Source organism: Psychrobacillus sp. FSL K6-2836, assembly GCF_038003085.1.
In the GTDB taxonomy this organism is placed as follows: Bacteria; Bacillota; Bacilli; order Bacillales_A; family Planococcaceae; genus Psychrobacillus.
In genome coordinates this window covers 3,327,871-3,352,278 of the sequence record NZ_JBBOOM010000001.1, presented here as the reverse complement: position 1 = coordinate 3,352,278, position 24,408 = coordinate 3,327,871, and the positions used below count along the sequence as shown (strand labels likewise).

The window sequence follows — 24,408 nt, the reverse complement described above, 5'->3', positions numbered from 1 at the left end:
CCAATCTATCATGCTTTGTATTCATAATTTTACCACAATATCAGTATGATAGACTGTTCCCAATATACATATTCTTGTGATAAAGTTTAATCCAGTAAAGCATTAAATTATTAAGGAGTGACATAAGATGGGTGGAAATCAGCAACTACAGCGAGGTTTAGAACAGCGACATATCACCTTGATGTCATTAGGAGCAGCAATCGGAGTCGGTCTATTTTTAGGGTCAGCAACCGCAATACAACTTGCGGGACCAGCTATACTGATTTCCTATATTGTCGGAGGAATGGCCATTTTTATCATTATGCGAGCACTTGGTGAAATGGCGGTACATAATCCAGTTTCGGGTTCATTTAGTCGGTATGCAAAGGATTACTTAGGTCCGCTTGCAGGATACATAACAGGATGGAATTATTGGTTTTTATGGGTAGTTACGTGTATGGCAGAGATTACTGCTGTAGGTGTATACATGCAAATGTGGTATCCGGACACAGCCCCTTGGATATGGGCATTAGCAGCATTAGTTATCATGACACTCGTTAACTTAATAGCCGTAAAAGCATATGGGGAGTTTGAATTTTGGTTTGCACTTATTAAAATACTTGCTATCTTAGCAATGATTTTTGTAGGGCTAGGTGTTATTCTTTTTGGTCTTGGCAATGATGGGATTGCAGTCGGCATAAGTAATTTATGGTCGAACGGCGGATTTGCACCAAATGGCGTTACTGGCATATTCATGTCCCTACAAATGGTCATGTTTGCTTATTTGGGTGTTGAGATGATTGGAGTAACTGCAGGAGAAGCGAAAAATCCTAAAACGGTAATACCACGAGCGATAGATACTGTATTTTGGCGTATTTTACTGTTCTATGTTGGGGCTTTGTTCGTTATAATGTCCATTTATCCATGGAACGAGATTGGAGCTAATGGAAGTCCATTCGTTTTAATGTTTGAGAAAATTGGGATTGGTCCAGCTGCAGGTATTATTAACTTTGTTGTCCTTACAGCTGCATTATCTAGTTGTAATAGTGGTATTTTTAGTACAGGGCGTATGTTATTTAATCTGGCACAGCAGAAACAGGCTCCTAACTCATTCGCTAGAATAAGCAGATCGGGAGTACCTTCCAAAGCAATTATTTTTTCTGCCTTTTTACTTTTAGTTGGTGTTGTATTAAATTACTTAGTACCTGAAAAAGTATTCATCTGGGTAACAAGTATTTCGACATTCGGAGCCGTTTGGACATGGGGAATTATATTATTATCTCAATTAAAATTCCGTAAAACACTAACAAAAGGAGAAGTATCAAGGCTTTCCTATAAAGCTTTGTTCTATCCAGTAGGATCCTATTTAGCACTAGCTTTTTTAGTATTAGTACTTGGCCTCATGGCTTATTTCCCCGATACTCGTATAGCGCTAATAGTTGGACCCATATGGATAATCGGATTAGTGTTTGTATATTATAAAAAAGGATTTCATAAAAGATAATAATATTTGTTAGATTCGACCGATTCAACAAAACCCCTTTCATTTCACAATCGAAATGAAAGGGGTTTTCTCTGTCTTAAAGATATTTTGCGAACCAGCTAGTAATTTGTTCTAATCTTGTTTGTCTTAAATTTGGTAATCCAACTCGAGATAAATTGTGGTCAGATTGCGGGAAGCGGACGAAGCTTGCCTCTTTCCCCATAGCTTTTAATGTAATGTAAAGCTGTTGTCCTTGTTCAATTGGACAGCGATAGTCATTTTCGCTATGCAATATTAATAAAGGAGTTTCTACATTAGCTGCATATTTGAGCGGAGATGCATCCCATAGTTTATCGATATCTGTCATATCGGTACCAATTTGCCATGGTGTGAAGTAATATCCAATATCAGAAACTCCATAAAAGCTAATCCAGTTGGAGATTGAACGTTGCGTAACCGCTGCTTTAAAGCGATTCGTATGGCCGACAATCCAGTTAGTCATGAACCCACCATAACTCCCACCGGTAACCCCTAAACGATTCTCATCAATCCAGCTATTTTCCTTCAATACATAATCTACTCCAGCCATAATATCTTCATAGTCGCCACCACCGTAGTCATTACGAACAGCGTCGACAAATTGTTGACTATATGAATGACTTCCTCGTGGATTTACATATAATACTCCGTACCCCTTAGCCGCTAATAGTTGGAGCTCATGGAAAAAGGTATTTGCATACATCGTATGAGGTCCACCATGAATCTCTACAATAAGTGGATACTTTTCTCCATCTTGATAGCCTGCTGGTTTTATCAGCCAACCATGTACATCCCAATCGTTAAGACCTTTATACACAATGGCTTCTGGTTCGACAAGCTCCACTTCATTTAACAACACTTCGTTAAATTTAGTGAGGGCAATTCTTTCACCAGTCGCCAAATTTAGTTTAAATAATTCCCCGGGAAATATTGCATTACTTATTGTCGCAAGAGCATAGGTTCCGTTGCTAGCAATATCGTATCCATATACATGCTCGTTTTCTGGAGTTGCTGGGTAAATTTCCCCTTCAAGAGATGCAAAATACAAACGAACGTCTCCCATTGTGGATAACTGAAAATAGAGATGATTATGGTCTGTCCAAACAACATCCGGTGCATTTGCTCCTTGTTGGATATCTGCTCCTGCATAATCCCCGACTGGAGCGTCAATGCCTTCAGTCAGAATTTGAAGTTTTCCAGTACTCACTTCATATACATACACCTCTGCATGCGTGGCATTTTTAAATGTGTGGAGCATTCCACCAAAAGCGATGTATTGATCATCATTTGAGAATGTTGCTCCTCCAAAATATCCGTTTTCTTCCATAATTATCGATTCTTTTTTTGTCTCCACATCGATTAACAACATAGGTTCACGGAATGAAAAGTCTTGATTTTCATCTCTATTCACACCGATCACTAGTTTTTTTCCATCATGAGAAATAGCTTGAAGACTATGATTAAATGCACCTTCAGTAAAGGCTGTAATTTCATCAGTTGCTATGTTAATAGATCCAATTTGTCGATATGTATCTTTTGGTAATAACCCAACACCATCACCGTGATACTTCATTTTTTCTACAACATATGCTTCAGGTAGTTTCTTATCTTCTTTTTCCGCTTCGTCTGTCCAGCTTTTTTCTTCCGTTAGTGAAGCGGAGAACCAAATCTTTTTACCACAAGGAGACCAGATAAAGCTAGAAACACCTTTTTCTAATTTTGTCAGTTGTTTTGCTTCTCCACCTTTTGCCGACATTATATAGATTTGGTTTTTATCGTCACGATTCGATAAAAATGCTAATTGTTTCCCATCCGCCGCCCATTTAGGCGATGAGACTTTTTCTTTCGAATGAGTCCATTGAGTGATTTCATTCGTTTTGATATCTACATGATATAAATAAGCATAGTATTTATTATCCTCCTTATGCATCTCCGTTCGGATGAAAACTGCCTCATTTCCGTTTGGTGAAATCACAGGATTTGTGATCGATTGTATTGCAAATAAATCAGTTGCTTCTAGTTTTCTTTTAGTCATTTAAAAGTCCCCTTCTGTTTAAATCTTCTCTCCCTATTTATTTCGACATCCGAAATCTTTTTCCTTCTATTTGCAAACTATTTTTATTTGATAATCGTCTAATCATTGTAAAGGAGGGAAATGTGTGAATGATGTATCACTACCTATAGAATCTATACATATCCCAATCGATGACATGATGCTCTATGGTCAAGACTTATTGCAGCTTGTGTATACATACGTAAAGGACAAGGCACTCGCACAGGATTTAACGCAGGAGATCTTTGTGAAATGTTACGAGGCATATCCAACATATAAAGGGAAATCCACATTAAAAACATGGATGTGGCGAATTGCTATTAATCACTGTAAAGATTACTTAAAGAGCTGGTATAACCAGAATATTCAAGTGGCTGTGAATGCTGGAGTCGACGTGCAGGCGAGCAGTAATGTGGAACAACAGGTTATTCAGCAAGACGAGCAGGAAAGGCTTGCAAAAACGGTGATGCAACTGCCCATCAAGTACCGGGAAGTAATTTATTTATTTTACTTTGAAGACTATACGAGTAAGGAAATAGCAGTTATGTTATCGATTAATGAAAATACGGTCAAAACAAGACTCCGTAAAGCAAAGCAATTTTTAAAAGAGCAGTTGGAGGTGAACGAGTGGATTTAAAGACTTTAAAGCAGGCGATGCAAAAGCATACATTCCAAGATATGCAATTTGATGAAAGTAAACAGAAAGCTGTGCATACAAAAATTCAACAACACATTTCTATCGAGGAATTAAAATATGCATTACTTGGACTCACGCAAACCGAAAAGTCCGGCTTCGAGCTAACAGAATTAATGCATATGCGCGGCGAGCAAGCCATTTATCAAAATGAAGGGTTGCTATACCAATGCTTACATGAATTAGAAGCGGCCGAACTTATAACTGGCTTATGGAAGAATGGCGAGAAAGTATATTTTCTTTCGAAAAAGGGACATAAGCAGCTAGCATTGACGCAAAGACCAATCGGAGGTGTTAAATGGAAAGCTTTATACAGCAAGTAACACAGCTTATTCGATCCAAAGAAGCTAAAGCCACTGTAGCGGAGGAATTAAAGAAACATTTAGTATTAGCGCAAACAAAACATATGGAACGCGGGCTATCTAAAGAGGAAGCGATGACAAAAGCGATTCAAGACATGGGAAGTCCTGCGGCTCTTGGAAAATCAATGAATAAAATCCATAAGCCTAAAATTGATTGGCTACTCATTGCTACATTTAGTGCATTATTATTATGTGGTTTCCTACCAATTGAAGCACCAGTATATTCAAAAAAGATAATTACCATTTTCCTTGGCGTAGGATTAGTTGTTGTTCTATACCGATATGACTACCGAAAACTCATAAAGCAGGAGAAGTGGTTTTTTGTAGCTACTATCGTGGTGTTGCTATTACTTATGTATTTCCCAACGTATCATATAAACGGCAAGCCAGAACTGAAAATAGGCCCTTTCCGTATAGATAGTTTATGGACGTTACCGATTCTAGTCATCGGCTGGGCTGGCCACTTTGCGAAAAAACGTTCATTATTCGGTGGATTCGCGTTATTTGCCTTCATTACTATGTTATTTATGTTGCAACCACATTTAATCGCATTCATATTACATACGATAATGTTCGTGGTCATTTTCCTATGTAGTAAACACACTATCAAAACAAAAGTGTTCACTATAGTGACAAGTACTGCAGCTAGTGCTTCATCTATTGTATTTTTCTTAGCGAATGCTATGCCTTATCAGGTAGCGAGGATTTTTGCGTTTATCAATCCAGACAAGGATGCAGAGGGTTTTGGCTATCTCTATATACGTCTACAACAATTATTCAGTGAAGCGAGATGGTTTGGTGCTATACCGTTTGAAGGGATCCCAGAATTGCACACAGATTTTGTTTTTGCTGGGATTATTCGTTCCTACGGGTTTGGGCCTGCTTTATTCATCGCTGTTTTATTAGTTATCTGTATCATTCGCTTACTCTTGATAATTCAAAAGGTTCGTGATCCATTTGGTCGCTATTTACTAACTGGTAGTTTGACCCTATTTGCCACACAAGTTGTCGTGAATATTGGCATGATTTTTGGTTTTTTACCGATTATGGCGATGTCATTACCCTTTATTAGTTATGGTTTAATGCCAACGATTATTGCAGCAGTGATGATTGGTTTCGGACTAAGTGTGTGGCGCCGCAAATCATATGTGATATAAAACAATTCTATGGCTGAGTAGTGTGAAAGCTATTCATACAACTTTAATAACCTCCTACTAATGGATTTAGTAGGAGGTTACTGAATTCTTGAAGAAACAATTAAATAACTTTATTATCACTATTGAGGCAAAGTTTGCTGAATCAGGTTAAACTGTTTGTACCTTTAAAGAGCGACGCAAAATTTTACCCGTTGTATTCTTAGGAAGTTCCTCTATGAATTCGAACTTCTTAGGCACTTTATATTTTGCTAGTTTTTCTGCACAATAGTCGTGTAACTGCTGTTCGGTTAATGTAGGATCTTTTTTCACAACGAACGCAAGAACCTCTTCTCCAAAGTTCGGATCCGGAATGCCGACAACCGCTGCTTCTACTATATCGGGATGTGCAAATAGGACTTCTTCTACCTCACGAGGATATACGTTAAATCCACCGACAATTATCATATCTTTTTTGCGATCGACTATATAGAAATAGCCTTCTTCATCTTGTTTTGCAAGATCACCAGTATATAACCATCCATCACGAATTGCACTTTCCGTTTCTTCTGGCATCTTGTAGTAACCCTTCATGACATTAGGACCGCGAACGATCAGTTCTCCTACTTCGCCAACTAGAACTTCTTCTCCAAGCTCATTAACGATTTTATTTTCAACATTTACGATATTCGTCCCGATTGAACCAGGCTTACGATCACGATCAATTGGGTTAAAGCATGTTACAGGTGATGCCTCCGACAAACCATATCCTTCTGATACTCGAACCTTGAACTTGTTTTCAAAGTTATGTAACAGTGCTACTGGCAATGAAGATCCCCCTGAAATCGCTAAGCGAATACTGGAGAAGTCATCTACATTTGCATCAGGGTATTGATACAGGAAATTATACATCGTCGGAACACCTGCAAACACAGTCGCTTGATGCTCTTTCGTCATTTTGAATACTTCTTGTGGACTAAATTTCGGTATTAATAATAGTGTTGCACCCATTAATAATGGTGCATTCACAACAACTGTTAGCGCAAAAACATGAAATACAGGTAAAGTTGTGATAACACGATCCTCTGTATTAATCTGCAAGTATTCTGCAACATCACGAGCGTTTGAATAAATATTATTGTAAGTTAGCATTGCCCCTTTTGGCTGACCAGTTGTCCCGGATGTATATAAGATTACTGCAATATCATCTGGATCTGTTTCCACTGCGGAAGTACCCAAGCTAGGTGTAGAAATCAGCAGTGAAAACGGTTTCACTTTTGTCTTCAAGCTTTCAGGTAATGCAGCTAGTTTTTGAACAGTATCTGGTTGTGTTTCACAAATTATATAATTTTCAACAGAAGTGAAAAACCCTGCTGCTTTCTCAACTAAAGGCAATAGTGCATCAAGAGCAATGATTACTTTCGCATCACTGTTTTTAACAATATAACTAATTTCATCTGGTGAATAAATTGGATTAATCGGAACCGCTGTAGCACCAATCCGCATAGTAGCATACAAAGAAATTAAAAAATGTGGTGTGTTCCCCAATAAAAAACCTATATTATCCCCTTTTTCCACACCAATTGACTTTAATGCCCCTGCAAATAGTTCCACTGACTGGTCGAATTCTGCGTATGTAGTATCTTTCCCCATAAAATGATAGGCAACCTTCTTTGGATGCTCCGTGACAATCTGTTGAACACGTGAAACTAAACTCATATTCTCGTCTCCCATCTTTTTAAATGAATAACCATTCATTTTCCCCATATTCATTATATAAGAAAAGTTTTGACAATTCAAGAAAAACTGGTCTCCGGGTTCTTTTCCTGGTGTATTGGACTTATGCGGTAATCTATTATCACGTTCTGTTAATTTTAAGTCATCCGCATTAAATTCGGTAAGCCTTCCTGATTCATCTGTTTTATGGTCGTTAAGTAAAATACGTAATTCTTATGAAAAAAGTTAATTTCAAAATCTTTATACTCAAAAAAAGAAGGCTACTTTCATAACCTTCTTTTCATTATTGAATATGAGCAATGTATCTCCAGCGGATCAAAAAGAAATAAGAAACTTGAATAATCGTAAATGCTATCAACACAAGTAACATTTCCATCGCTATGGAAACTGCTGCTAGATCTACCCAAAATGCTTGTAAAAACATAAATGAAAACGTACTATGCACCATAGCTAATCCCCAAGGCAAGAAAAACTGAGGAATTAACTGACGATTTACGATTTTCACTAGCTCTCTATCCGTTACTCCCATTCTACGAAGTACATCATATTGTTTTTTATCACGTTCTAGGTCTGTATAAAGCTTAAAGTAAACAAAGCTTCCGGCTGCAAGCAACAATACAGCTGCCACAAGTAGACCAGTAAATAACAATAAGGAAAACGTAGCTCGGATAATCGAATAATTTAAGCCAGGATTGGCGAAATAGAAGGTGTTAGGATTTATATCTGAAGTTCCCATAGACTGTGTCATAATTCGGTCTAAGTCAGTTCCTACATCCTTCGTGCGAAGCCACTCGGAAACATGAAAAGCATAAAATGTGATGTTAGATTCCCTTAAGCCATACCCGTATAAAGGCTCGGTAATAAGTTCGTAATCCTCGTCACTAATGATTAACGATCTATTTTTAATAGCAAAAGAAGGGAATATCAGGCGATCATAGACTCCTTTAATCTGAATAGGTATACTGCTTTCCTCTAACACCGTTTGCTCGTCCTCTATCCTTAAACCAGCATAGTCTTCACGTGTATTCGGTATGATCATTGCTTCCCCATTTTGCAGGTCGATCAAAGGAATTTTCAATGCAACCGCTAAACTATTCACTTCCGATTCTTTTATAAGATTTACTTGGTTACGTAAATTGGAGGAAGTTTGCTTTTTTACAGTGAACTTAACCAATTCATAAGACAAACCTTCCCTTTGAAGCTCCTGAGATAATTTCATTACATGCTCTTCCTCAAAGGGGTTATCCCAGTTACTAGAGTAGAAAATACTAACTGGATTCATTTCCCGATATTGCGCTGTAAAAGAAGTAAACGAAGTTACGACACCTACCGATAGAAAGGCAATGGTCGAAACAACCGTTACTATAAAGAACATTCGAGCATTTTCTCTTATCTTAATAGAACCTTCTGCAAAAGCTATCAATCGAAATGAATGCCAGTACAAATTCTTACGCTTTCGAATAATCCCTAACAAATACAAAACACTATCCGTATAAAACAGATAAGTACCAACCAGTGCCAGTATTATAATGATAAAGCTCATATATACTTTGATTTGAAAAAGAGATAGTATAACTAAACTATAAGCAGCTAAAAGCAAAAATAATCCTAACATTGCTTTTCCCTTACTGTAAGCCTCTTGCTCATTTTGTTTACCAAATCCCTTTAGCAGCTGAATAATATTCTTCTTACGAATAAATACCGAACTACTAAACGAAATAATGATAAACAAAGATAAAAACACAAATATAGTTAATGCAAAGGGTTTCCATGACAGATATAGAGGTAGGCTATCCAGTAAAAACAATTCCCGAATTACCATAAAGAAAAACTTAGAAAAAGTAAATCCAAAAAAGATACCTACCGTCGTTGATATAAACCCTAAAATCATCGTCTCTAGAAAAATCATCCGATTAAGCTGACGCTTGTCCATCCCTAAATTGAGAAGCACTCCAAACTCTTGTGAACGTGCCTGTAAAAAAGCGCTCATCGAATAAAACAAAAAAAACAATGTAAATATAATAAGAATGACCTGTGCTATGAACATTCCACCAAATGCGATATTTTGTAAAAATTGATCTTCAATATTGGGATGAAACATTAACATTGAATAGACAAAAAACACTAAAACAGAAAAAATACTCGCCAATAAAAATGCTGCATATACGCGAGCATTTCGAATGACATTATGATAAGCGAATTGTCGAAAGGTCATTTACATTTCCACCTAATAAAGATAAGACATTTAAAATACGTTGAAAGAACGTTTGTCTTCGGTCATCTTTATAAATTTCATTAAAATACTCGCCATCTTTTATAAACAGAACTCGATCACAATAACTTGCAGCAATCGGATCATGTGTCACCATAATGATGGTCGTATTACTTCTTTTGTTTACATTAGAAAGTAGTTCTAATACGTCTTTTGCAGCTTTTGAATCCAAATTTCCTGTGGGCTCATCTGCTAGTATAATGCTAGGTTCATGGATTAACGCTCGTCCAATAGCAGTTCTTTGCGCTTGTCCCCCGGAAATTTCGAATGGCCTTTTTTCTAAAATAGAGGTAATATCAAGCTGTTCCGCAATCCTATTAACTTTTTGTTTCATCGTATTTACGGGCTGTTCATCTAATGTTAATGGCAATACCATATTTTCTTCCACTGTTAATGCCGGAAGTAGATTAAAATCTTGAAATACAAAGCCAAGCTGTCTTCTGCGGAATAACGATAAATCATTGCTTTTCAATTTCATTGGATCTAAGCCATTAATCGTTATATCTCCCGAAGTTGGTCGATCTATCGTTGATATCAAATTCAGTAATGTTGTTTTACCACTCCCAGAAGGACCCATTACTGCAAGAAACTCGCCTTTTTCCACTTCGAAGCTCAGTTGATTAATCGCTAGATGTGCTACTTTTCCCTCATAAACCTTCGTTATTTCTTCCAACATCAATATCGACATCGAGCTCACCTCGTTCTGTAGTTTCTTGTTGTTCAAATATAATCGATACAGTCGTTCCTTCTCCAACGTTTGAGGTTATTTTCATCTCATGCCCTAATCTATGACAAATTTCCTGCGCCAAATATAATCCCATCCCAGTAGATTCACCAGTTTTCCTGCCATTTTCTCCAGTGAAAAAAGCTTTCGTAACTCTTTTCATATCAGAGGCAGGAATACCAATTCCTTCATCTCTTACGGATAAAATGACATGATTATGTTCAAAGGTAGTTTCAAAGTATACCTTTTTGTTTTCCTCAAAAGTATATTTAATCGCATTCGTTAAAAATTGAGCTATTACAAACCGTAACCACTTCGAATCTGAAGTAACCGTACAATCTTCTTCAATAGATATAACCGGAAATACATGACTTCCTATAAATAATCGCTTATTACTAGATACCACTTCCATAACAAGCTGTTTTATATCAATTTGCTCAATTTGCATATCTTCTTCAAATGTATCTAATCGTGCATTCATCAGAACTGCATCCAGCCCACGCTTCAATCGATCCATTTCCTCAGAAACACCAGCAGCATCTACTTGATCATTCCCTTGGGTCATCAGCTCTATAACCGAAATAGGAGTTTTCATCTGATGCACCCAGCTATTCATAAATTGTAAATGTCTATTTTGCCTAGCATATAGAAGCTGTACTTCCTTTTGATATAAACGGTAAATATGCTGCAAATACATCTCAACTTGTTTTATTTCTGGGGACTTGGCCTCCCGTTGCAATACACCTTCTATTTCAGTAGGTTCGGAAAGAATCTTTTTATAAAATGTATACTTTTTTACAAATAACGTTCCTAAAAAGGTAAGTGTCAATATACTAGTAATAACAATGGAATACACCGCGGTATCTACATTTCGGAAGCCATCCAGCCAATATAATAGCATTACAAATAATACTAATAACACCTGAAATACTAAAAAGACTAAATGCTCCTTTATAAACAATCGAATCATATTATGACTCCTCCGAGCTTAGGATTAGTCGATACCCTGCTCCTCTTACAGTCTCAATCGTTGACAAAACTTGATAGTCACTTAGCTTTTTTCGAACTCTTGTCATATTTACATTTAACGTATTTTCATCAACAAATGACTGATCATCCCAAAGTTCCTCTAATAGCTGCTCTCTAGTTACTAGCTTCGGATAATTTCGTAATAATAATTCCAATATCGTACACTCTTTCTTTTGGAGTGGAATTTCACCATGTATAGTATGTAACTCCATACGTTCCATATAAAGCTGTAGTCTCCCAACCTTGACAACTCTTTCTTCTTGCTTTGCGGCATATTCACCATACGTTCTTCTCAAATGGCTTCTTATTTTAGCTAGGACGATTTCATAGTGAAAAGGCTTCGTGATAAAATCATCTCCACCATTCTCTAGCGCAAATATTTGATCCATTTCACCAGATCTCGCAGAAACGAATATAATCGGGCAAGTAGTTATTTGGCGCAATTGCCGACACCAATAATATCCATCATAAGATGGTAAATTTACATCGAGTAAAACAATATGTGGATCAAACGCAGTAAACTCCTCTACAATTTGATCAAAATCCTCTATGGTGTGCACCTCGTAATGGTATTTCCTTAAAGTATCTGCAAGCAGAGATGCAATTTTTCGATCATCCTCTACAACTAACACACGATGCGTCGTCACAATAATCCTCCTCCACAAAAACGGTTCTTACTTTATCATATCAAAAAAGAGTCCAACATACGTCAGACTCCCTTCCATTTATCAATAAATTAATAGAACAAGCTCTTCTTTTGTAATACCACCGAAGTATTTAAATACTTCTACGTTTTCTAAGAGAGTCTAACCTTTTACTAACTCGGTTATTTTTTTGCCTTTTTTCTATTTATAACATATTAAATACTTAAATAAGTGTTATACCGTCAATAATTCTAAAATAGCCTTTGCCACTGGTCTAGATATTTTTGAAAATATATCTTCCTTAAATGCTTTTTCTAAATGAGCATTATCAATTAATTTAAGAATACCAATACATCTTTAGCTGTTCTTCTTTTCTCTCTTTCATTTATAAATTCAAATAACTCTATCATCAATTGAAAAAAGAACTTTGAATAAGAAAAACATAGGGAGATTTTAGTCTTTCTATGTTTTCATTCTTATTATTTATCTGTTTGTTTTTGCTTTTTTTTCAAATACTCCGCACGTATTTTTTCAAGTTGCTGCTTTTTATCAAATTTAGCAGGCTTGTTGTTTTCATGATATTTTGTCACAGCTACCTGACCTTTTGTATCCAATTGATATTTCCCCACTTTGTTCACCTACTTTTCTTGTCTTTAAAGAGAATCTATTCAACAAATATAATATACCTTATTTTACTGAAGTAAACCTTATTAGTGTACTGCTAACCTTGCATATATAAGTAAAAGCATTAAAAACTCAGTAACTAAGTTTATAGAGCATTCATCTTAGTTTCAAAAAAGAGCCCAACATATGTCAGACTCCCTTCCATTTATCCAGGTTTAACAGTCTGTAATACCCCCACCTCATCATTTGGGGAAAATCGAGAAAAATAGGTGGGGATAAACAGCCTGTAAATCCCCGATTGGTTCGGACCAACAGGATGTTGGTCACTCAGGCATTGGCGCACGACGCGGCGTTAAATGACTGGGTTCCATTTTCAATCAGTGGGCGATGAAGGAATCAACACAGACAGATTTTTCACTTTATTAATAAATTAGTTGAACAAGCTCTTCTTTTGTAATACCACCGAAGTATTTTGGTACGTCTACGTTTGTTAAGGCTGCTTCAATACCTTCTTTGCTATATGGCTTACCAGTTAATAGCTGTTCTACTTCCGCCATATCACCTACACCGAAGAAATCTCCGAAGATTTTCACTTCTTCAATCATCCCTTTGTTCACATCTAAACGAACATCAACACCGCCAACTGGGAAACGATGCGAATGCTTCATATTGAATTTAGGTGATTTACCGTAGTTCCAATCCCATTGTTGGTAACGTTCTTCCGAAAGCTTGTGGATATTTTCCCAGTCCTGATCTGTAAGCTCCCAGTATTGAATATTCTCTTCTCCTTCAAAAATAGAAGCAAGAAGTTCTAAACGGAATTGCTCAACTGTTATCGGATTTTCTAGTAGGTCGATTATATTAGTGACACGACTACGGATGGATTTAATACCTTTAGATTCAATTTTTTCCTTACTTACCTTTAAGGCAGATACAACAGCATCTATTTCTGTATCAAACATCAAAGTTCCATGGCTAAACATACGTCCCCGAGTAGAGTATTGTGCATTGCCAGAGATCTTTTTCCCTTCAGCCAAAATATCATTTCTTCCGGACAGTTCTGCATTTACACCCATTTTTGCAAGTGCATCTATAACAGGCTGTGTGAATTTTTTAAAGTTACGGAAGCTTTCACCATCGTCCTTTGTTAAAAAGCTATAATTCAGGTTTCCTAAATCATGGTACACAGCACCACCACCAGAAAGTCTACGAACCGGGATAATCCCATTTGTTTCTACAAAATCAGTATTTATTTCTTCAATCGTATTTTGGTTTCTCCCAATAATAATGGAAGGCTGATTTATGTAAAACAGAAGAAAAGAATCCTTTTCAACGTCCATTGTGTTTAATGCATACTCCTCAATCGCTAAGTTGATACGTGGATCTGTAATTCCTTTATTATCAATAAAATACATGTTCATCTCTCCTTTAAGATTATTTTATCAAAAGTTCAGCTAAGATGTTGACAAATTGAACTGTGTTATAATACAATGATAATAATAAAGTTAGTTATATAACAGATGGAGGTGGAACAACTATGTTAGAAAACGTAATTGAATTTTTCCGTAACCTGCCCGCTAAGAAATGTGCAACATGTGGTGAAGCAATTGAAGAACAACATGAATGCTACGGGAACCACTGTGATAAATGTACGACACTTTAATAATTGAAAGAACTACCCACTAGATACTCCCCTTTCTAGTGGGATTTTTGATCTTATAAAAAAATAAACATAAGCAAACACCCCAAGAATGAAATCCTTGGGGTGTTTGCTACTTATTATAAAATTTATGCTTTTACAGGTTCTCCGTTGAATACTTTAAGGTCCATCGGTGCGGCCATGAAAGCTTGAGCTTTTTGAATGAAAGCAGTGAAATGTTCACTCGTATTATGGACTTTAGTAGCCTCTACATCTTCCCAAAGCTCTACCATTGTATAATGGTGATCTTGATCAGTAGATTTCATCAAATCATAGCTAATGTTGCCTTTTTCAGCTCTTGTTGCTGCAAGAAGTGTTTTGGCTTCTTCCAAGAATGCTTGTTCTTGATCCATTTTTACCTGGAGATGTGCATGAATTATAATCATTGTTATCATCCTTTATGTTAGATTATTTAAACTTAAGACTTACAATTGATAAGATCCGATTCAATTGAAGTTGAAAATTCTAGTATTCACTTATGTTATTTTGCATACGATTAAGCATGTCAGATAGGGATTCCAATTCTTCTTGGTTAAAATCATGAAGCATTTGGTTTACGAAATTAACCTTTTCTTTTTTGTAACCAACAATTTGTTTGCGCCCTTCCTCTGTAAGACGAACAAATATCACTCTATTATCGTTAGGATTTCTTCGTCTAGCGACCATTCCGTTTGCCTCAAGTTGTTTTAGATGACGAGTAATAGCAGCACTATCTATATTAACAGCTTTTTGCAAGGTCGACTGATTGATTTCATCTGTTTCATAAAGCTGATGTAGCAATTCATAGCGTGAAGAGCTAATGCCTGTGCACCGTTCAAATTTAGGGCTAATTTGATTATTAAGCCCTTTAAGCAGATGTAAGATTTGTTCATGATTAGATAGTGAACAACGCATCATTTGACCTCCTAAATAGTTTTATGCGGTCAACATATACGAGTGTCTACTACTTTATTGAAACCTCAATTATTGACCTGTCAATAAAATATAATACAAAATTTTTTAAAGTACAACTCGAAATGGTAACTTATCCACCAATTTATATTCAAAAGGTTCTATCTTATTTCCAGATCGTAGTTGTATCGACAGGCAGACGATACGATTGATAACCTTCATTAACGGCTTTACCAATGGAAATTAACATAATCGGTATATAACGTTCTTTGTCCAGACCATAAGCTTCAGCAATCTTATCTTTCTCATAACCACCGATAGGATTCGTATCATACCCGTATGAACGAGCTACTAGCATAAGTTGCATGGAAACAAGACCTGCATCTAGCATAACTATATCTTTCATTTGCTCATCGGACATATTTTCATAAAACGGTTTAAAATAATTTAATTGAGCTTCTTTAACTTCTTGAGGCATATATCCAAGTTGAACCGCTTTGCTAAATATCTCTTCGGCATAATCAAAATTATTTCGGTCACCAAAGACAGCAATCACCGCAGATGAACTTAATACTTTATCCTTGTTGAATTTGGCAAGTGTTGCAAGCTTTGCTTTTCCTTCTTCGCTGTCAATGACTACAAATCGCCAAGGCTGAAAATTAATAGAAGATGGGGCTTTTGAAGCTTGAGCTATAATTTCGCTCATTTCTTCACGGCTGATTTTAACCGCAGGGTCATATACCTTAATGGAACGACGGCCGTATACGATTTCATTGAAATCATTTGTTTTTTGATATTTATGCATGTGTATATACTCCTTTTTCATAATATATTAATTGACCTATCAATTATTGATGCATCAACTAATATAATATAAATTTGAGAAATTTGCAATACAAAAGCTCAATTACCTAAATTTAATAATCAAAAGGTGCTGTCTAGTAGTAACGTTTCAAAAGAATCTTGTTATACGCCAATTTGCCAATCTTTTATCAAGAGTAATTTTCTCATAGAAAAACTGCATCGCAATTGTTAGATTGTGTCTAACAATTCGATGCAGTTAAAGTTTATAGAAGTTTACTGAATATGTTTTAACGAAGTGTATCCAATACATTTCCAATTGGTTTAGCGTAGTATTCTTTTTTCCTTCGCTTCTTTTAACCACATTGGAAATTCGTCTAATAATTGATTGTATAACTCTTCATCTGACACTTTCTTTAAGTCATCTAAATGGAAAAAATTAGCATTATCTACAATTCTTCCTTCCATCGTATCTAATTTTCTTAAAACGTCAAAGTTGGAGTCACCTATGCCGACAAATTGCCAAAAGATAGGTTGGTTAGATGATTCTACGATGAATTTTTTTATACCTGGCTTACATCCACCATCATTGATAAATACTAAGAAAACGGGGTCATTACTAGGCTCTTCTATTATATACTTCCTTATAACATCTTCCATCACTTTCGGTTCATCATTTCTTCCGAATTTATGAATATTTTCGTTCATTAGAATCTGCTTTTCTACGTAACTTGTAAAATCTTTTTCAGTAACTGATGGCAACCGTGAAAATTCGTTGTCATATACCCAAACATCTAGCGAACCATCATCGTCAAATTGACTAGCTACCGCTAATACACGTTCCACAGCATCTTGAACAATACCTTCTCTATATAACTTCCGCATAGAACCTGAAATATCCAGTACGATTCCGACTTTAGCCACGACATCTGTTAATTTCTTCTTTTCCAATACAATGCTAGCTGCACTCTTTTTTAATGAAATTGTACTCATATTTTCCCCCCTAAGTGTTTTCTAATTCAAGTATACAGAATTTTTAGTATTTTACGAGTATATACTTAATTTTCTAATTTACTTTTTAATTATGGAAATCAGTAAGCTGTGAAATGAGTCAATTTCATAATTATTTGTTTTAATTATGAAATTGAATATTTCCATTAAATCACGCCTGTTTATTCGTTTATTAAATCCAATTCCATCGATTGCAGTGAAAGGCGGCGACTCCAGCAGGATGAGGGAGACAGATGAGACACCCCAACGGACGCGTAGCGGCGGGGATGGCTCATCGCTCCCCCTGCGGAACGCGTCCGCCTGAAACGGAAATCCAGTACCTATTAAGAGATCTACTTTTTAAAGTATCTGGATTTCAAGTATATAAATTTATACTTTCTTTTAGTTGCTATACCCATACCACGTGATCTTTATAGAGGTTGTACTAAACTTAGGTACTACTCACATCGCTGGTTGCAGTGAAAGGCGGCGACTCCAGCAGGATGAGGGAGACAGATGAGACATCCCAACGGACGCGTAGCGGCGGGGATGGCTCATCGCTCCCCCTGCGGAACGCGGCCGCCTGAAACGGAAATCAGCGATAGCTTTAAATAGATCTACGCACCAAATTACTAGTATCTTAGGGTTCATAAGTCTCAAAAATTTTATTCTTCAAAACAAAAACCCATCTCTTTTACGAGATGGGTTCAAAAGCTTAAGCTTCAACTGTTTCTTTAGAGTGACGTTTTTTGAATAATAGCATGAAATAACCCAAAGTTAAGGCAAGACATACTATCATGAATCCTAATAACACACTGTTAGTTGACCAGAAATTGCTTATGCTTCCCGTAGAAATGGAAGCTTTAAAGCTTTGGACTGAATAAGTCATAGGTAAAAATTTATTAAAAATTTGTAAAGGCTGCGGTATTAGCTCTAATGGGAACGTACCTGCACTAGTTGTCAATTGAAGTATCAAGATGACAATTGCTACAAAGCGACCTGGATCACCTAATACCGTTACAAGTAATTGGACAATAGCCAAGTAAGTAAAACTTGTAATGATTGTCGATAATATAAACAATCCTACACTTTGTGTTTCCAATTTTAAAGCGAACAATGCGATAGCTACAACTACTAGAGATTGAATAATCCCAACTATCCCTAATACCGATACCTTACTTATAAACCAAGATGAACCACCTGTAGGTTTAATCGCCGACTGGACAAAAGGAAATACAATAGATATAAGTAATGCACCTACAAATAATCCAAGAGATAAGAAGTAGGGTGTAAATCCTGTACCATAGTTCGGTACTTCGTTCACTCCTTCGACTTCCACGTCAACTGGTGACGCTACCATGTCGTAGGTTGAATCATTTGCTGAAACCTCTTTCGATTGTTCACTAGCATCCTTTAAGCTCGATTGTAAAGTCTCTGTTCCTGCTGCTAATTGTTCTGTTCCCTCTGTTAGTTTCGTTGAGCCATCTGCTAGCTCTCCAGATTTCTCTGCTAATGTTCCTGTACCTGTTTCTAACTGACTTGAGCCAGATGCTAATTCATTTAAACCGGCTACTAAACTATTGGAACCTTCATATGCTTGTTGCATACCTGTTGTTAAATCACTCATTTTCGATGCAAGTGTACTAGTTCCTGTTGCTAAGCTTGCGGAACCTTCCAATAATGCACCTGAAGAGTCATTTAATTGTGAAATCCCTTGTTGTGCCTGTGTATAACCTGCACTCAGCTGATTTGCGGCACTGCTAACTTGAGTTGTACCTGTTGATAGAGCCGCTGTACCATTAGCTAGCTTTTCTAAACCTGCCGATACTGTAGAACTGCCAGTCTCTAACTGTTTCACTGTTTCAGTTAATGCTGCTGCCTGTTCAGCTGGTAATGATTCTGATAGCTGATTTAACTGTTTCGATAACGCTTGAATACCAGCAGTAACCTGTGTAGAACCTTCAGATAACTGATTTGCGCTATTATTAATAGCTGCACTGCTTGATTGTAATGTAGCTAATGATTTTAGTAATTCTTTTTCTTTTTCACTTAATAATTGATAGCTTTCGTTTAGTTTAGCTACTCCACTTGTATACGTTTGAATTCCACTGTTTAATTGGTCTGCACCTGTAGCAGTTTGATTGACTCCAGCTGCTAATTGCTTTGATCCATCTGTAAGTGAGGTTAATCCACTATTTAAATCGGTTGAACCTGTTGCAGCTTTCTGTATCCCATCCACAACTGTACTAGTGCCATCTCGAAGTTCGATTGTACTGCTAGCCAATTGTTCTAAATAGCCTTTCAAATCGGATGCGCCTGTATTAATTTCTACTGCACCATCTTTTAATGCACCTGCTCCATCCGATGCTTCAGCAAATCCGTCTCCCAATTTCGTAATAGAATCAAATAATTGTTCCGCATAGGTTGCAGATACTTGCTTATTTACTTCTGCACGAATTCGGTCCATTGCGGTTTCACCAATTTGAGAGGAAAGGAAGTTATATCCTTCATTTGCTTTGTACGTAATGACCATTTTTTGTGGTTCTTCATCTAATAATGTTGTTGCATGTTGAGAAAAGTTTTCTGGAATCTCAATTAATAAATAATAATCCTCATTTACTAACCCTTTATCTGCTTCTTCCTTTGAAACTGAAACAAACTTAAACTGTCCACTATCTTTTAACTTCTCTGATAGGTCATCCCCTAAAGTTAAACTAGTATCGTTATACTCAGCACCCTCATCTGCATTTACTACTGCTACCGGAAGATCACTTAAATTTGCATAGGGATCCCAAAATGCCCATAGGAACATTCCCGCATACATTACAGGTATAAACAATACTGCAATTATGGGAATGAGTAGCTTCCTATTTGTGAAAATACTTTTCCATTCTGATTTAATCATTAATATTCCTCCTAATACTGTGTGACCAATTTGTTCAATTAGTCATTTCACTCCAAAAAATTAGTCTCAAATAATGAGACTATGGAAAATAGTGTCTTGAAAAAAGTCTGTAATTTCCTGTTCTGTTAAAGGTTTTTCATGAGTTAAATTCCAGTCGTTAACAAACGCCAAATACCCTTTTAATAGTAAATATGCAACTAGTTCACTATTTACCTGGCGAACTTCTCCTAGATTCATATACTTATCAATCTTCTGTTTGATAAAAGAAACAATGGCTTGCTCTATTTGCGCCTTCACCTGCTTTACCGCTGGCGTTCTCCATTCCTGTTCTTCCGCAATAATTTTAGCAAACAATTGATGAGTATCCCGGAATTCTAGCATTTTCATCAAGGCTGCATACGCATTTTCTTGGAAAGAAGCATCTTCTTTAATCACTTTTGTCGCTTCTTGTTTCATCTCAGCAATAATGCGAAGGACAATTTCCTGAAAAAGGACTTCTTTATTTTCAAAAAAAGTGTAGATTGTCCCTTTCCCAACATTCGCTATTTTAGCTATTTGCTCCATCGTAGTAGCTTTATAGCCAAAAAGAGAAAAAGATTTTGTCGCAGCCTCTAATATTTCCTGCCTACGATCCATTCTTATTCAACTCCTATAAAAAAATGACTAGAAAACCATTTCGGTCATCTAGTCATTATAATACACTCATCTTAATTCTTTGGCAAGCCTTTTATTCATGATTCATATGACTCATTGAATCATCACTTTCATCCGGGATCACTTTACTCATATCCGGTTCTCCAACAATCAGTTCCTGCTTCGGCATAACATGAAGTCCCCTTGCATTTGTATGGGCAAACATATAATAGACTCCATCATGATCAAATGAATAATTCGCTTCATACACGCCATCCTCGGTTAAATTTCCCTCTACCATATGACCTTCCTCACGCAAGCCTGATTCCCACACTTCAAATTCAACGGTTGCATCATCTACAGCTTCATCCGATTGTGTTACTTTTGCAGATAATACAACATCATCTACGGATAGTGTTTCTGCCGTTTGGATGTCTACTACCACTTCTTCTAGTGTACCTTCATTATGATGTGTTGCGTTACTCTCTGTTGCATCTTTATCCCCACACCCTGCTAGTGTCATTGTTGCTATTGCAAGTACTGCTAATGTTTTTTTCATAAAAATGAATCCTCCCAAATTGGTAATATTATATAAACGGCAGTTCCTTTTTCTACTTCACTTGTGAATACTAGTCTACCTTTTTGCATTTCGATAAGTTGAGAAGCAATAGATAACCCAAGACCAGTTCCCCCGTCTGCACGACTTCTCGCTTTATTGACACGATAAAATCTTTCAGTAATATGCGCTAAATGCTCTGGTGCAATTCCACAGCCTTCATCTTTAATATGAATAGTTGTTTCGTTTTTAGCTATTTCATTTTCTATAGTTATAGTGGATGAAATAGGCGAGTAGTGAATAGCATTTTCTAAAATATTGATCAATATTTGTTTGGTCATCTGCTCATCCGCTTTTAGAATTGTTTCCTCGTCTATTGTAACAGTAAACCGAATTTGCTTCTTGTCTGCCAATGATTTTACTAACTGCAATACCTCGCGAACAACCTCCGATAATACTAATGGAGACATATCAATATCGTGATTCTGTTCAGAACGTGCTACTGTGAGCAAATCATTTGTCAGTTTCTGCATACGATTAGCCTCTTGTACAATAAGTGCATAAACCTCTTTTTTCTTTTCCTCTGGAACGAGCTCCTGTTCAAATGCTTCACCATATCCTTTTATATAACTTATTGGCGTACGTAGCTCATGAGAGACAATAGATAAGAAATCTCTTTTCTTCTCGTCCTCCTGTTGAATAGACGTTGCCATTTGGTTAAAGGTTTTTGCAAGCTCTCCTATTTCATCAGAGGATTTTACTTCTACTCGCGTTTCATATTTCCCAGATGCCATTTCATTGGCAGCTACTTTAAGTTTATCTAACGGAACAAGAACTTTTTGCAATGTCTTCAAACTGATCCACGCCATTATTAGGAGTAGAAGTGATACAGTTATCAATAGAAAAATTACATCCTTCGAAGCCATTTCCGTCATTTTCGTTAAAGGTACATATACATAAATAATGCCTTCCAGCCTATTTTCATCAACTAACGGATAAATAACGGATACAACTTCCCGATTAAACCTTCTCTCATAACCACGTTTAATAACCGCTTCACCACTAATAAGCTCAGCGCGTTCTTCAGGTCCTATCAATGTCTCATAGTCTATATCAAATGGCAGGCAAGCACTGAGTTCCCGAGGGTTTCGAACAGTAAAAACTTCTACGTCTGAAAAACGATTGAAGTCTTCTGTTTGTTTGATGAACTCATTTGTAACTGCTCCACCCTTGTACGTACTTTGTAAATTTTCTGCAACCTTCGTCATGGAGATTTCTGTATCCTCTACATACAGTTCCTCATATAGAAAATTAGTGAATATTACTAAGAACACAACAGTAATAGCTATGAATAAAAGAAGCAGCATCCAAATTTTTACGGATAGCTTTTTCATTCGACAACCTCAAAGCGATATCCAATACCCCACACTGTCTCAATATATTTCCCTGCCTGTTCTCCGAGCTTCAGACGAAGTGTTTTAATATGCGTATCAACAGTACGAGTTCCACCTTCATATTCTATTCCCCAAATTCGTTCTAATAACTGCTCCCTGGAAAAAGCTTTCCCTTCGTATTTCATAAATATATGAAGCAGTTCATATTCCTTTAACGTCAGTTGGATTTTTTCCTGATTAACTGAAATTTGTCTACCTATTAGATCATGTTCAATAACTCCTGCTTTTTGTTGCTCATTTGTTGTATAAATACCAGCTCTGCGGAATATGGCATTTATACGTGCCATTAATTCAATTGCAGTGAAAGGTTTAATGACATAATCATCCCCGCCAAGCTTTAAGCCTTTAACTAAATCCGTCTTAGCATCTAACGCTGTTAGAAATATAATCGGTACGGAAGAAAACGTTCGAATCTCCTTACAAACTTCAAACCCACTCATGTCAGGCATCATCACATCTAGGAGTATTAAATCTACCTTGGAGGTTTGTACTAGTTCAATTGCGGATTCTCCATTTTCCGCATGAAGTACATGATGACCCGCCTGATGTAAATGCAGTTCAACTAACTTGCGCATTTCTCGTTCATCATCTACGACTAATATAGTAGTCATCATTCAACCTCCCTGACGATTAGTTGGAATGGACCTTTTCCTACCTGCAGTTTTTTTGTAATTTCATCGGATTGGATAAAATATATTTGATGGTCATCATAGCCGGCAAGTACCATATTTTTCCCAAAAGAGCTTATCCAAAACGGGTTTGCTCCTGCTTTCATAGAGTTTAAAACTTCTCCAGTTTCTGATAATTCATAAACTGTACTACTTCCATGACTTACTGTAAAAATATGTCCATTTGCTGCTCTTGCCATATTTATAGGCATTAATGGAGCCTCAATTTCTCCTATAAGTTCGCCTGTTTTTATATTAATTCTTTTAATGGAGCGATTTGGACTGCTACCTGCACCATGCCCACCAAGCCAAAGTTCATTGTTTTGTATAAAAAGACCATGAGATGATGTCGGAATCATCCACTCATCCACTTGTGCCAAATTCATAGACAGTACAGAAAGGACTTCATCCTTAAAGTTAACTACAAAAATATGGTTTCCATCAGAAATCATGGCCATTGGATAATTACCAGTAGAATTGGTCTGTAGTTTTTTCCCCTCAATGTTATAGAGAGAAATTGTATTATCCTGCCCATTCGCTATATAGATTTTTTCTTCATATACATACGCATTCGTAGTACCCTCACCTACATCAATCGAAGCTATCTGTTTACCCGTGGACAATTCTATTAGCTTTGCCTTCTCAACGGTATATCCATAAACCAGAAGTAAATCATCCGTCACTAAAGCAAAACCAGTATAGGCCTCTTCTAGCTCCCACGATTCGAGTATCTCAGCCTCTTCAGAGATAAAATCAATACTTCCCCCTAAAATGTTCAAGCTAGCAACAAAATCAGTATCTGAGGGGATGGCTGGAAAACTTGCCTCTGAACACCCTCCAATAAAGCAAAGTAACAAAAGTATATATAACTTTTTCACCAATCCACCCCCATTTCTTCCATTATAACGAGAACATGTGAAAAAAGTTTGAAATAAACTCTAACTTTTTTGAGTTTCTCCAAACTGAGTTAGAGTTTCACAAAGCGAGTATAGCTCCACAAGAAAAAGCGTGAGTGCCTTTTAAGATCAAAACCGTTTT

At 36.7% G+C, this 24,408-nt stretch carries 23 protein-coding genes; 5 read left to right on the top strand and 18 right to left on the bottom strand.

Going from position 1 to position 24,408, the window contains the following annotated elements:
* Positions 1-127 precede the first annotated feature (127 nt).
* Positions 128-1,483 carry an amino acid permease gene (locus MKY37_RS16110; RefSeq protein WP_340778682.1) on the top strand — a complete coding sequence of 452 codons (1,356 nt, stop codon included), beginning with the start codon at positions 128-130 and terminating at the stop codon, positions 1,481-1,483.
* 76 nt (positions 1,484-1,559) lie between these two features.
* On the opposite strand, the gene MKY37_RS16105 is transcribed toward MKY37_RS16110, so the two are convergent.
* Complete coding sequence (locus MKY37_RS16105; protein ID WP_340778680.1) at positions 1,560-3,536, bottom strand: S9 family peptidase; 1,977 nt, start codon at positions 3,534-3,536, stop codon at positions 1,560-1,562.
* 175 nt (positions 3,537-3,711) lie between these two features.
* Between MKY37_RS16105 and MKY37_RS16100 the strand changes: the two genes are divergently transcribed.
* The 3 genes from MKY37_RS16100 to MKY37_RS16090 are packed head-to-tail and all read left to right on the top strand — an operon-like array spanning position 3,712 to position 5,767.
* Positions 3,712-4,191, top strand: a complete 480-nt coding sequence (locus MKY37_RS16100; protein WP_340779959.1) for a sigma-70 family RNA polymerase sigma factor — start codon at positions 3,712-3,714, stop codon at positions 4,189-4,191.
* The gene (locus tag MKY37_RS16095) at positions 4,182-4,571 is read left to right on the top strand and encodes a helix-turn-helix transcriptional regulator (RefSeq protein WP_340778679.1); all 390 of its coding nucleotides are present in this window, start codon (positions 4,182-4,184) and stop codon (positions 4,569-4,571) included. The genes MKY37_RS16100 and MKY37_RS16095 overlap by 10 nt, the downstream gene beginning before the upstream one ends.
* Positions 4,547-5,767 (top strand): FtsW/RodA/SpoVE family cell cycle protein, encoded by a 1,221-nt coding sequence (locus tag MKY37_RS16090; protein WP_340778678.1) that lies wholly within the window; start codon positions 4,547-4,549, stop codon positions 5,765-5,767. Before MKY37_RS16095 ends, MKY37_RS16090 begins: the two co-directional genes overlap by 25 nt.
* 147 nt (positions 5,768-5,914) lie before the next feature.
* Here MKY37_RS16090 and MKY37_RS16085 read toward each other — a convergent pair whose 3' ends face one another.
* The 7 genes from MKY37_RS16085 to MKY37_RS16055 form a co-directional block, all read right to left on the bottom strand.
* The gene (locus MKY37_RS16085; RefSeq protein ID WP_445323070.1) at positions 5,915-7,462 is read right to left on the bottom strand and encodes a fatty acid--CoA ligase family protein; all 1,548 of its coding nucleotides are present in this window, start codon (positions 7,460-7,462) and stop codon (positions 5,915-5,917) included.
* A gap of 301 nt (positions 7,463-7,763) precedes the next feature.
* Entirely contained in the window at positions 7,764-9,695 is a 1,932-nt protein-coding gene (locus MKY37_RS16080; RefSeq protein ID WP_340778676.1) for an ABC transporter permease, read from the bottom strand.
* Positions 9,667-10,440: an ABC transporter ATP-binding protein gene (locus MKY37_RS16075; RefSeq protein ID WP_340778675.1), complete on the bottom strand. Its 774-nt coding sequence runs from the start codon at positions 10,438-10,440 to the stop codon at positions 9,667-9,669. The genes MKY37_RS16080 and MKY37_RS16075 overlap by 29 nt, the downstream gene beginning before the upstream one ends.
* On the bottom strand, positions 10,400-11,446 hold the full coding sequence (locus MKY37_RS16070) for a sensor histidine kinase (protein ID WP_340778674.1): 1,047 nt from the start codon (positions 11,444-11,446) through the stop codon (positions 10,400-10,402). The genes MKY37_RS16075 and MKY37_RS16070 overlap by 41 nt, the downstream gene beginning before the upstream one ends.
* Before the next feature lies 1 nt (position 11,447).
* Positions 11,448-12,152: a response regulator transcription factor gene (locus tag MKY37_RS16065; protein ID WP_340778673.1), complete on the bottom strand. Its 705-nt coding sequence runs from the start codon at positions 12,150-12,152 to the stop codon at positions 11,448-11,450.
* Between the two features lie 476 nt (positions 12,153-12,628).
* Positions 12,629-12,778, bottom strand: coding sequence for a hypothetical protein (locus MKY37_RS16060; protein WP_340778672.1), 150 nt, complete (start codon positions 12,776-12,778; stop codon positions 12,629-12,631).
* Positions 12,779-13,195: 417 nt separating this feature from the next.
* Positions 13,196-14,188: a lipoate--protein ligase gene (locus MKY37_RS16055; RefSeq protein WP_340778670.1), complete on the bottom strand. Its 993-nt coding sequence runs from the start codon at positions 14,186-14,188 to the stop codon at positions 13,196-13,198.
* Positions 14,189-14,310: 122 nt separating this feature from the next.
* Between MKY37_RS16055 and yhfH the strand changes: the two genes are divergently transcribed.
* Positions 14,311-14,436, top strand: a complete 126-nt coding sequence (yhfH, locus tag MKY37_RS16050; protein WP_211895213.1) for a protein YhfH — start codon at positions 14,311-14,313, stop codon at positions 14,434-14,436.
* A 125-nt stretch (positions 14,437-14,561) separates the two neighbouring features.
* Here the strand turns inward: yhfH and MKY37_RS16045 are convergent, their stop codons facing one another.
* The 10 genes from MKY37_RS16045 to MKY37_RS16000 form a co-directional block, all read right to left on the bottom strand.
* Positions 14,562-14,858 carry a putative quinol monooxygenase gene (locus MKY37_RS16045; protein ID WP_340778668.1) on the bottom strand — a complete coding sequence of 99 codons (297 nt, stop codon included), beginning with the start codon at positions 14,856-14,858 and terminating at the stop codon, positions 14,562-14,564.
* 79 nt (positions 14,859-14,937) lie between these two features.
* A complete protein-coding gene (locus MKY37_RS16040) occupies positions 14,938-15,366 on the bottom strand; it encodes a MarR family winged helix-turn-helix transcriptional regulator (RefSeq protein WP_269921829.1) in 429 nt (142 codons plus the stop codon).
* A gap of 163 nt (positions 15,367-15,529) precedes the next feature.
* Positions 15,530-16,168 carry a nitroreductase family protein gene (locus MKY37_RS16035; RefSeq protein WP_340778667.1) on the bottom strand — a complete coding sequence of 213 codons (639 nt, stop codon included), beginning with the start codon at positions 16,166-16,168 and terminating at the stop codon, positions 15,530-15,532.
* A gap of 320 nt (positions 16,169-16,488) precedes the next feature.
* Entirely contained in the window at positions 16,489-17,157 is a 669-nt protein-coding gene (locus MKY37_RS16030; protein ID WP_340778666.1) for a vWA domain-containing protein, read from the bottom strand.
* Between the two features lie 712 nt (positions 17,158-17,869).
* Positions 17,870-20,059, bottom strand: coding sequence for a YhgE/Pip domain-containing protein (locus tag MKY37_RS16025; RefSeq protein WP_340778665.1), 2,190 nt, complete (start codon positions 20,057-20,059; stop codon positions 17,870-17,872).
* Positions 20,060-20,125: 66 nt separating this feature from the next.
* A complete protein-coding gene (locus tag MKY37_RS16020; protein WP_090570117.1) occupies positions 20,126-20,695 on the bottom strand; it encodes a TetR/AcrR family transcriptional regulator in 570 nt (189 codons plus the stop codon).
* Between the two features lie 91 nt (positions 20,696-20,786).
* Positions 20,787-21,251, bottom strand: coding sequence for a FixH family protein (locus MKY37_RS16015; RefSeq protein WP_340778663.1), 465 nt, complete (start codon positions 21,249-21,251; stop codon positions 20,787-20,789).
* The gene (locus MKY37_RS16010) at positions 21,248-22,642 is read right to left on the bottom strand and encodes a sensor histidine kinase (RefSeq protein ID WP_340778661.1); all 1,395 of its coding nucleotides are present in this window, start codon (positions 22,640-22,642) and stop codon (positions 21,248-21,250) included. The genes MKY37_RS16015 and MKY37_RS16010 overlap by 4 nt, the downstream gene beginning before the upstream one ends.
* Positions 22,639-23,313: a response regulator transcription factor gene (locus MKY37_RS16005; RefSeq protein WP_340778660.1), complete on the bottom strand. Its 675-nt coding sequence runs from the start codon at positions 23,311-23,313 to the stop codon at positions 22,639-22,641. The genes MKY37_RS16010 and MKY37_RS16005 overlap by 4 nt, the downstream gene beginning before the upstream one ends.
* Positions 23,313-24,248 carry a hypothetical protein gene (locus MKY37_RS16000; protein ID WP_340778659.1) on the bottom strand — a complete coding sequence of 312 codons (936 nt, stop codon included), beginning with the start codon at positions 24,246-24,248 and terminating at the stop codon, positions 23,313-23,315. Before MKY37_RS16000 ends, MKY37_RS16005 begins: the two co-directional genes overlap by 1 nt.
* Positions 24,249-24,408: the final 160 nt, after the last annotated feature.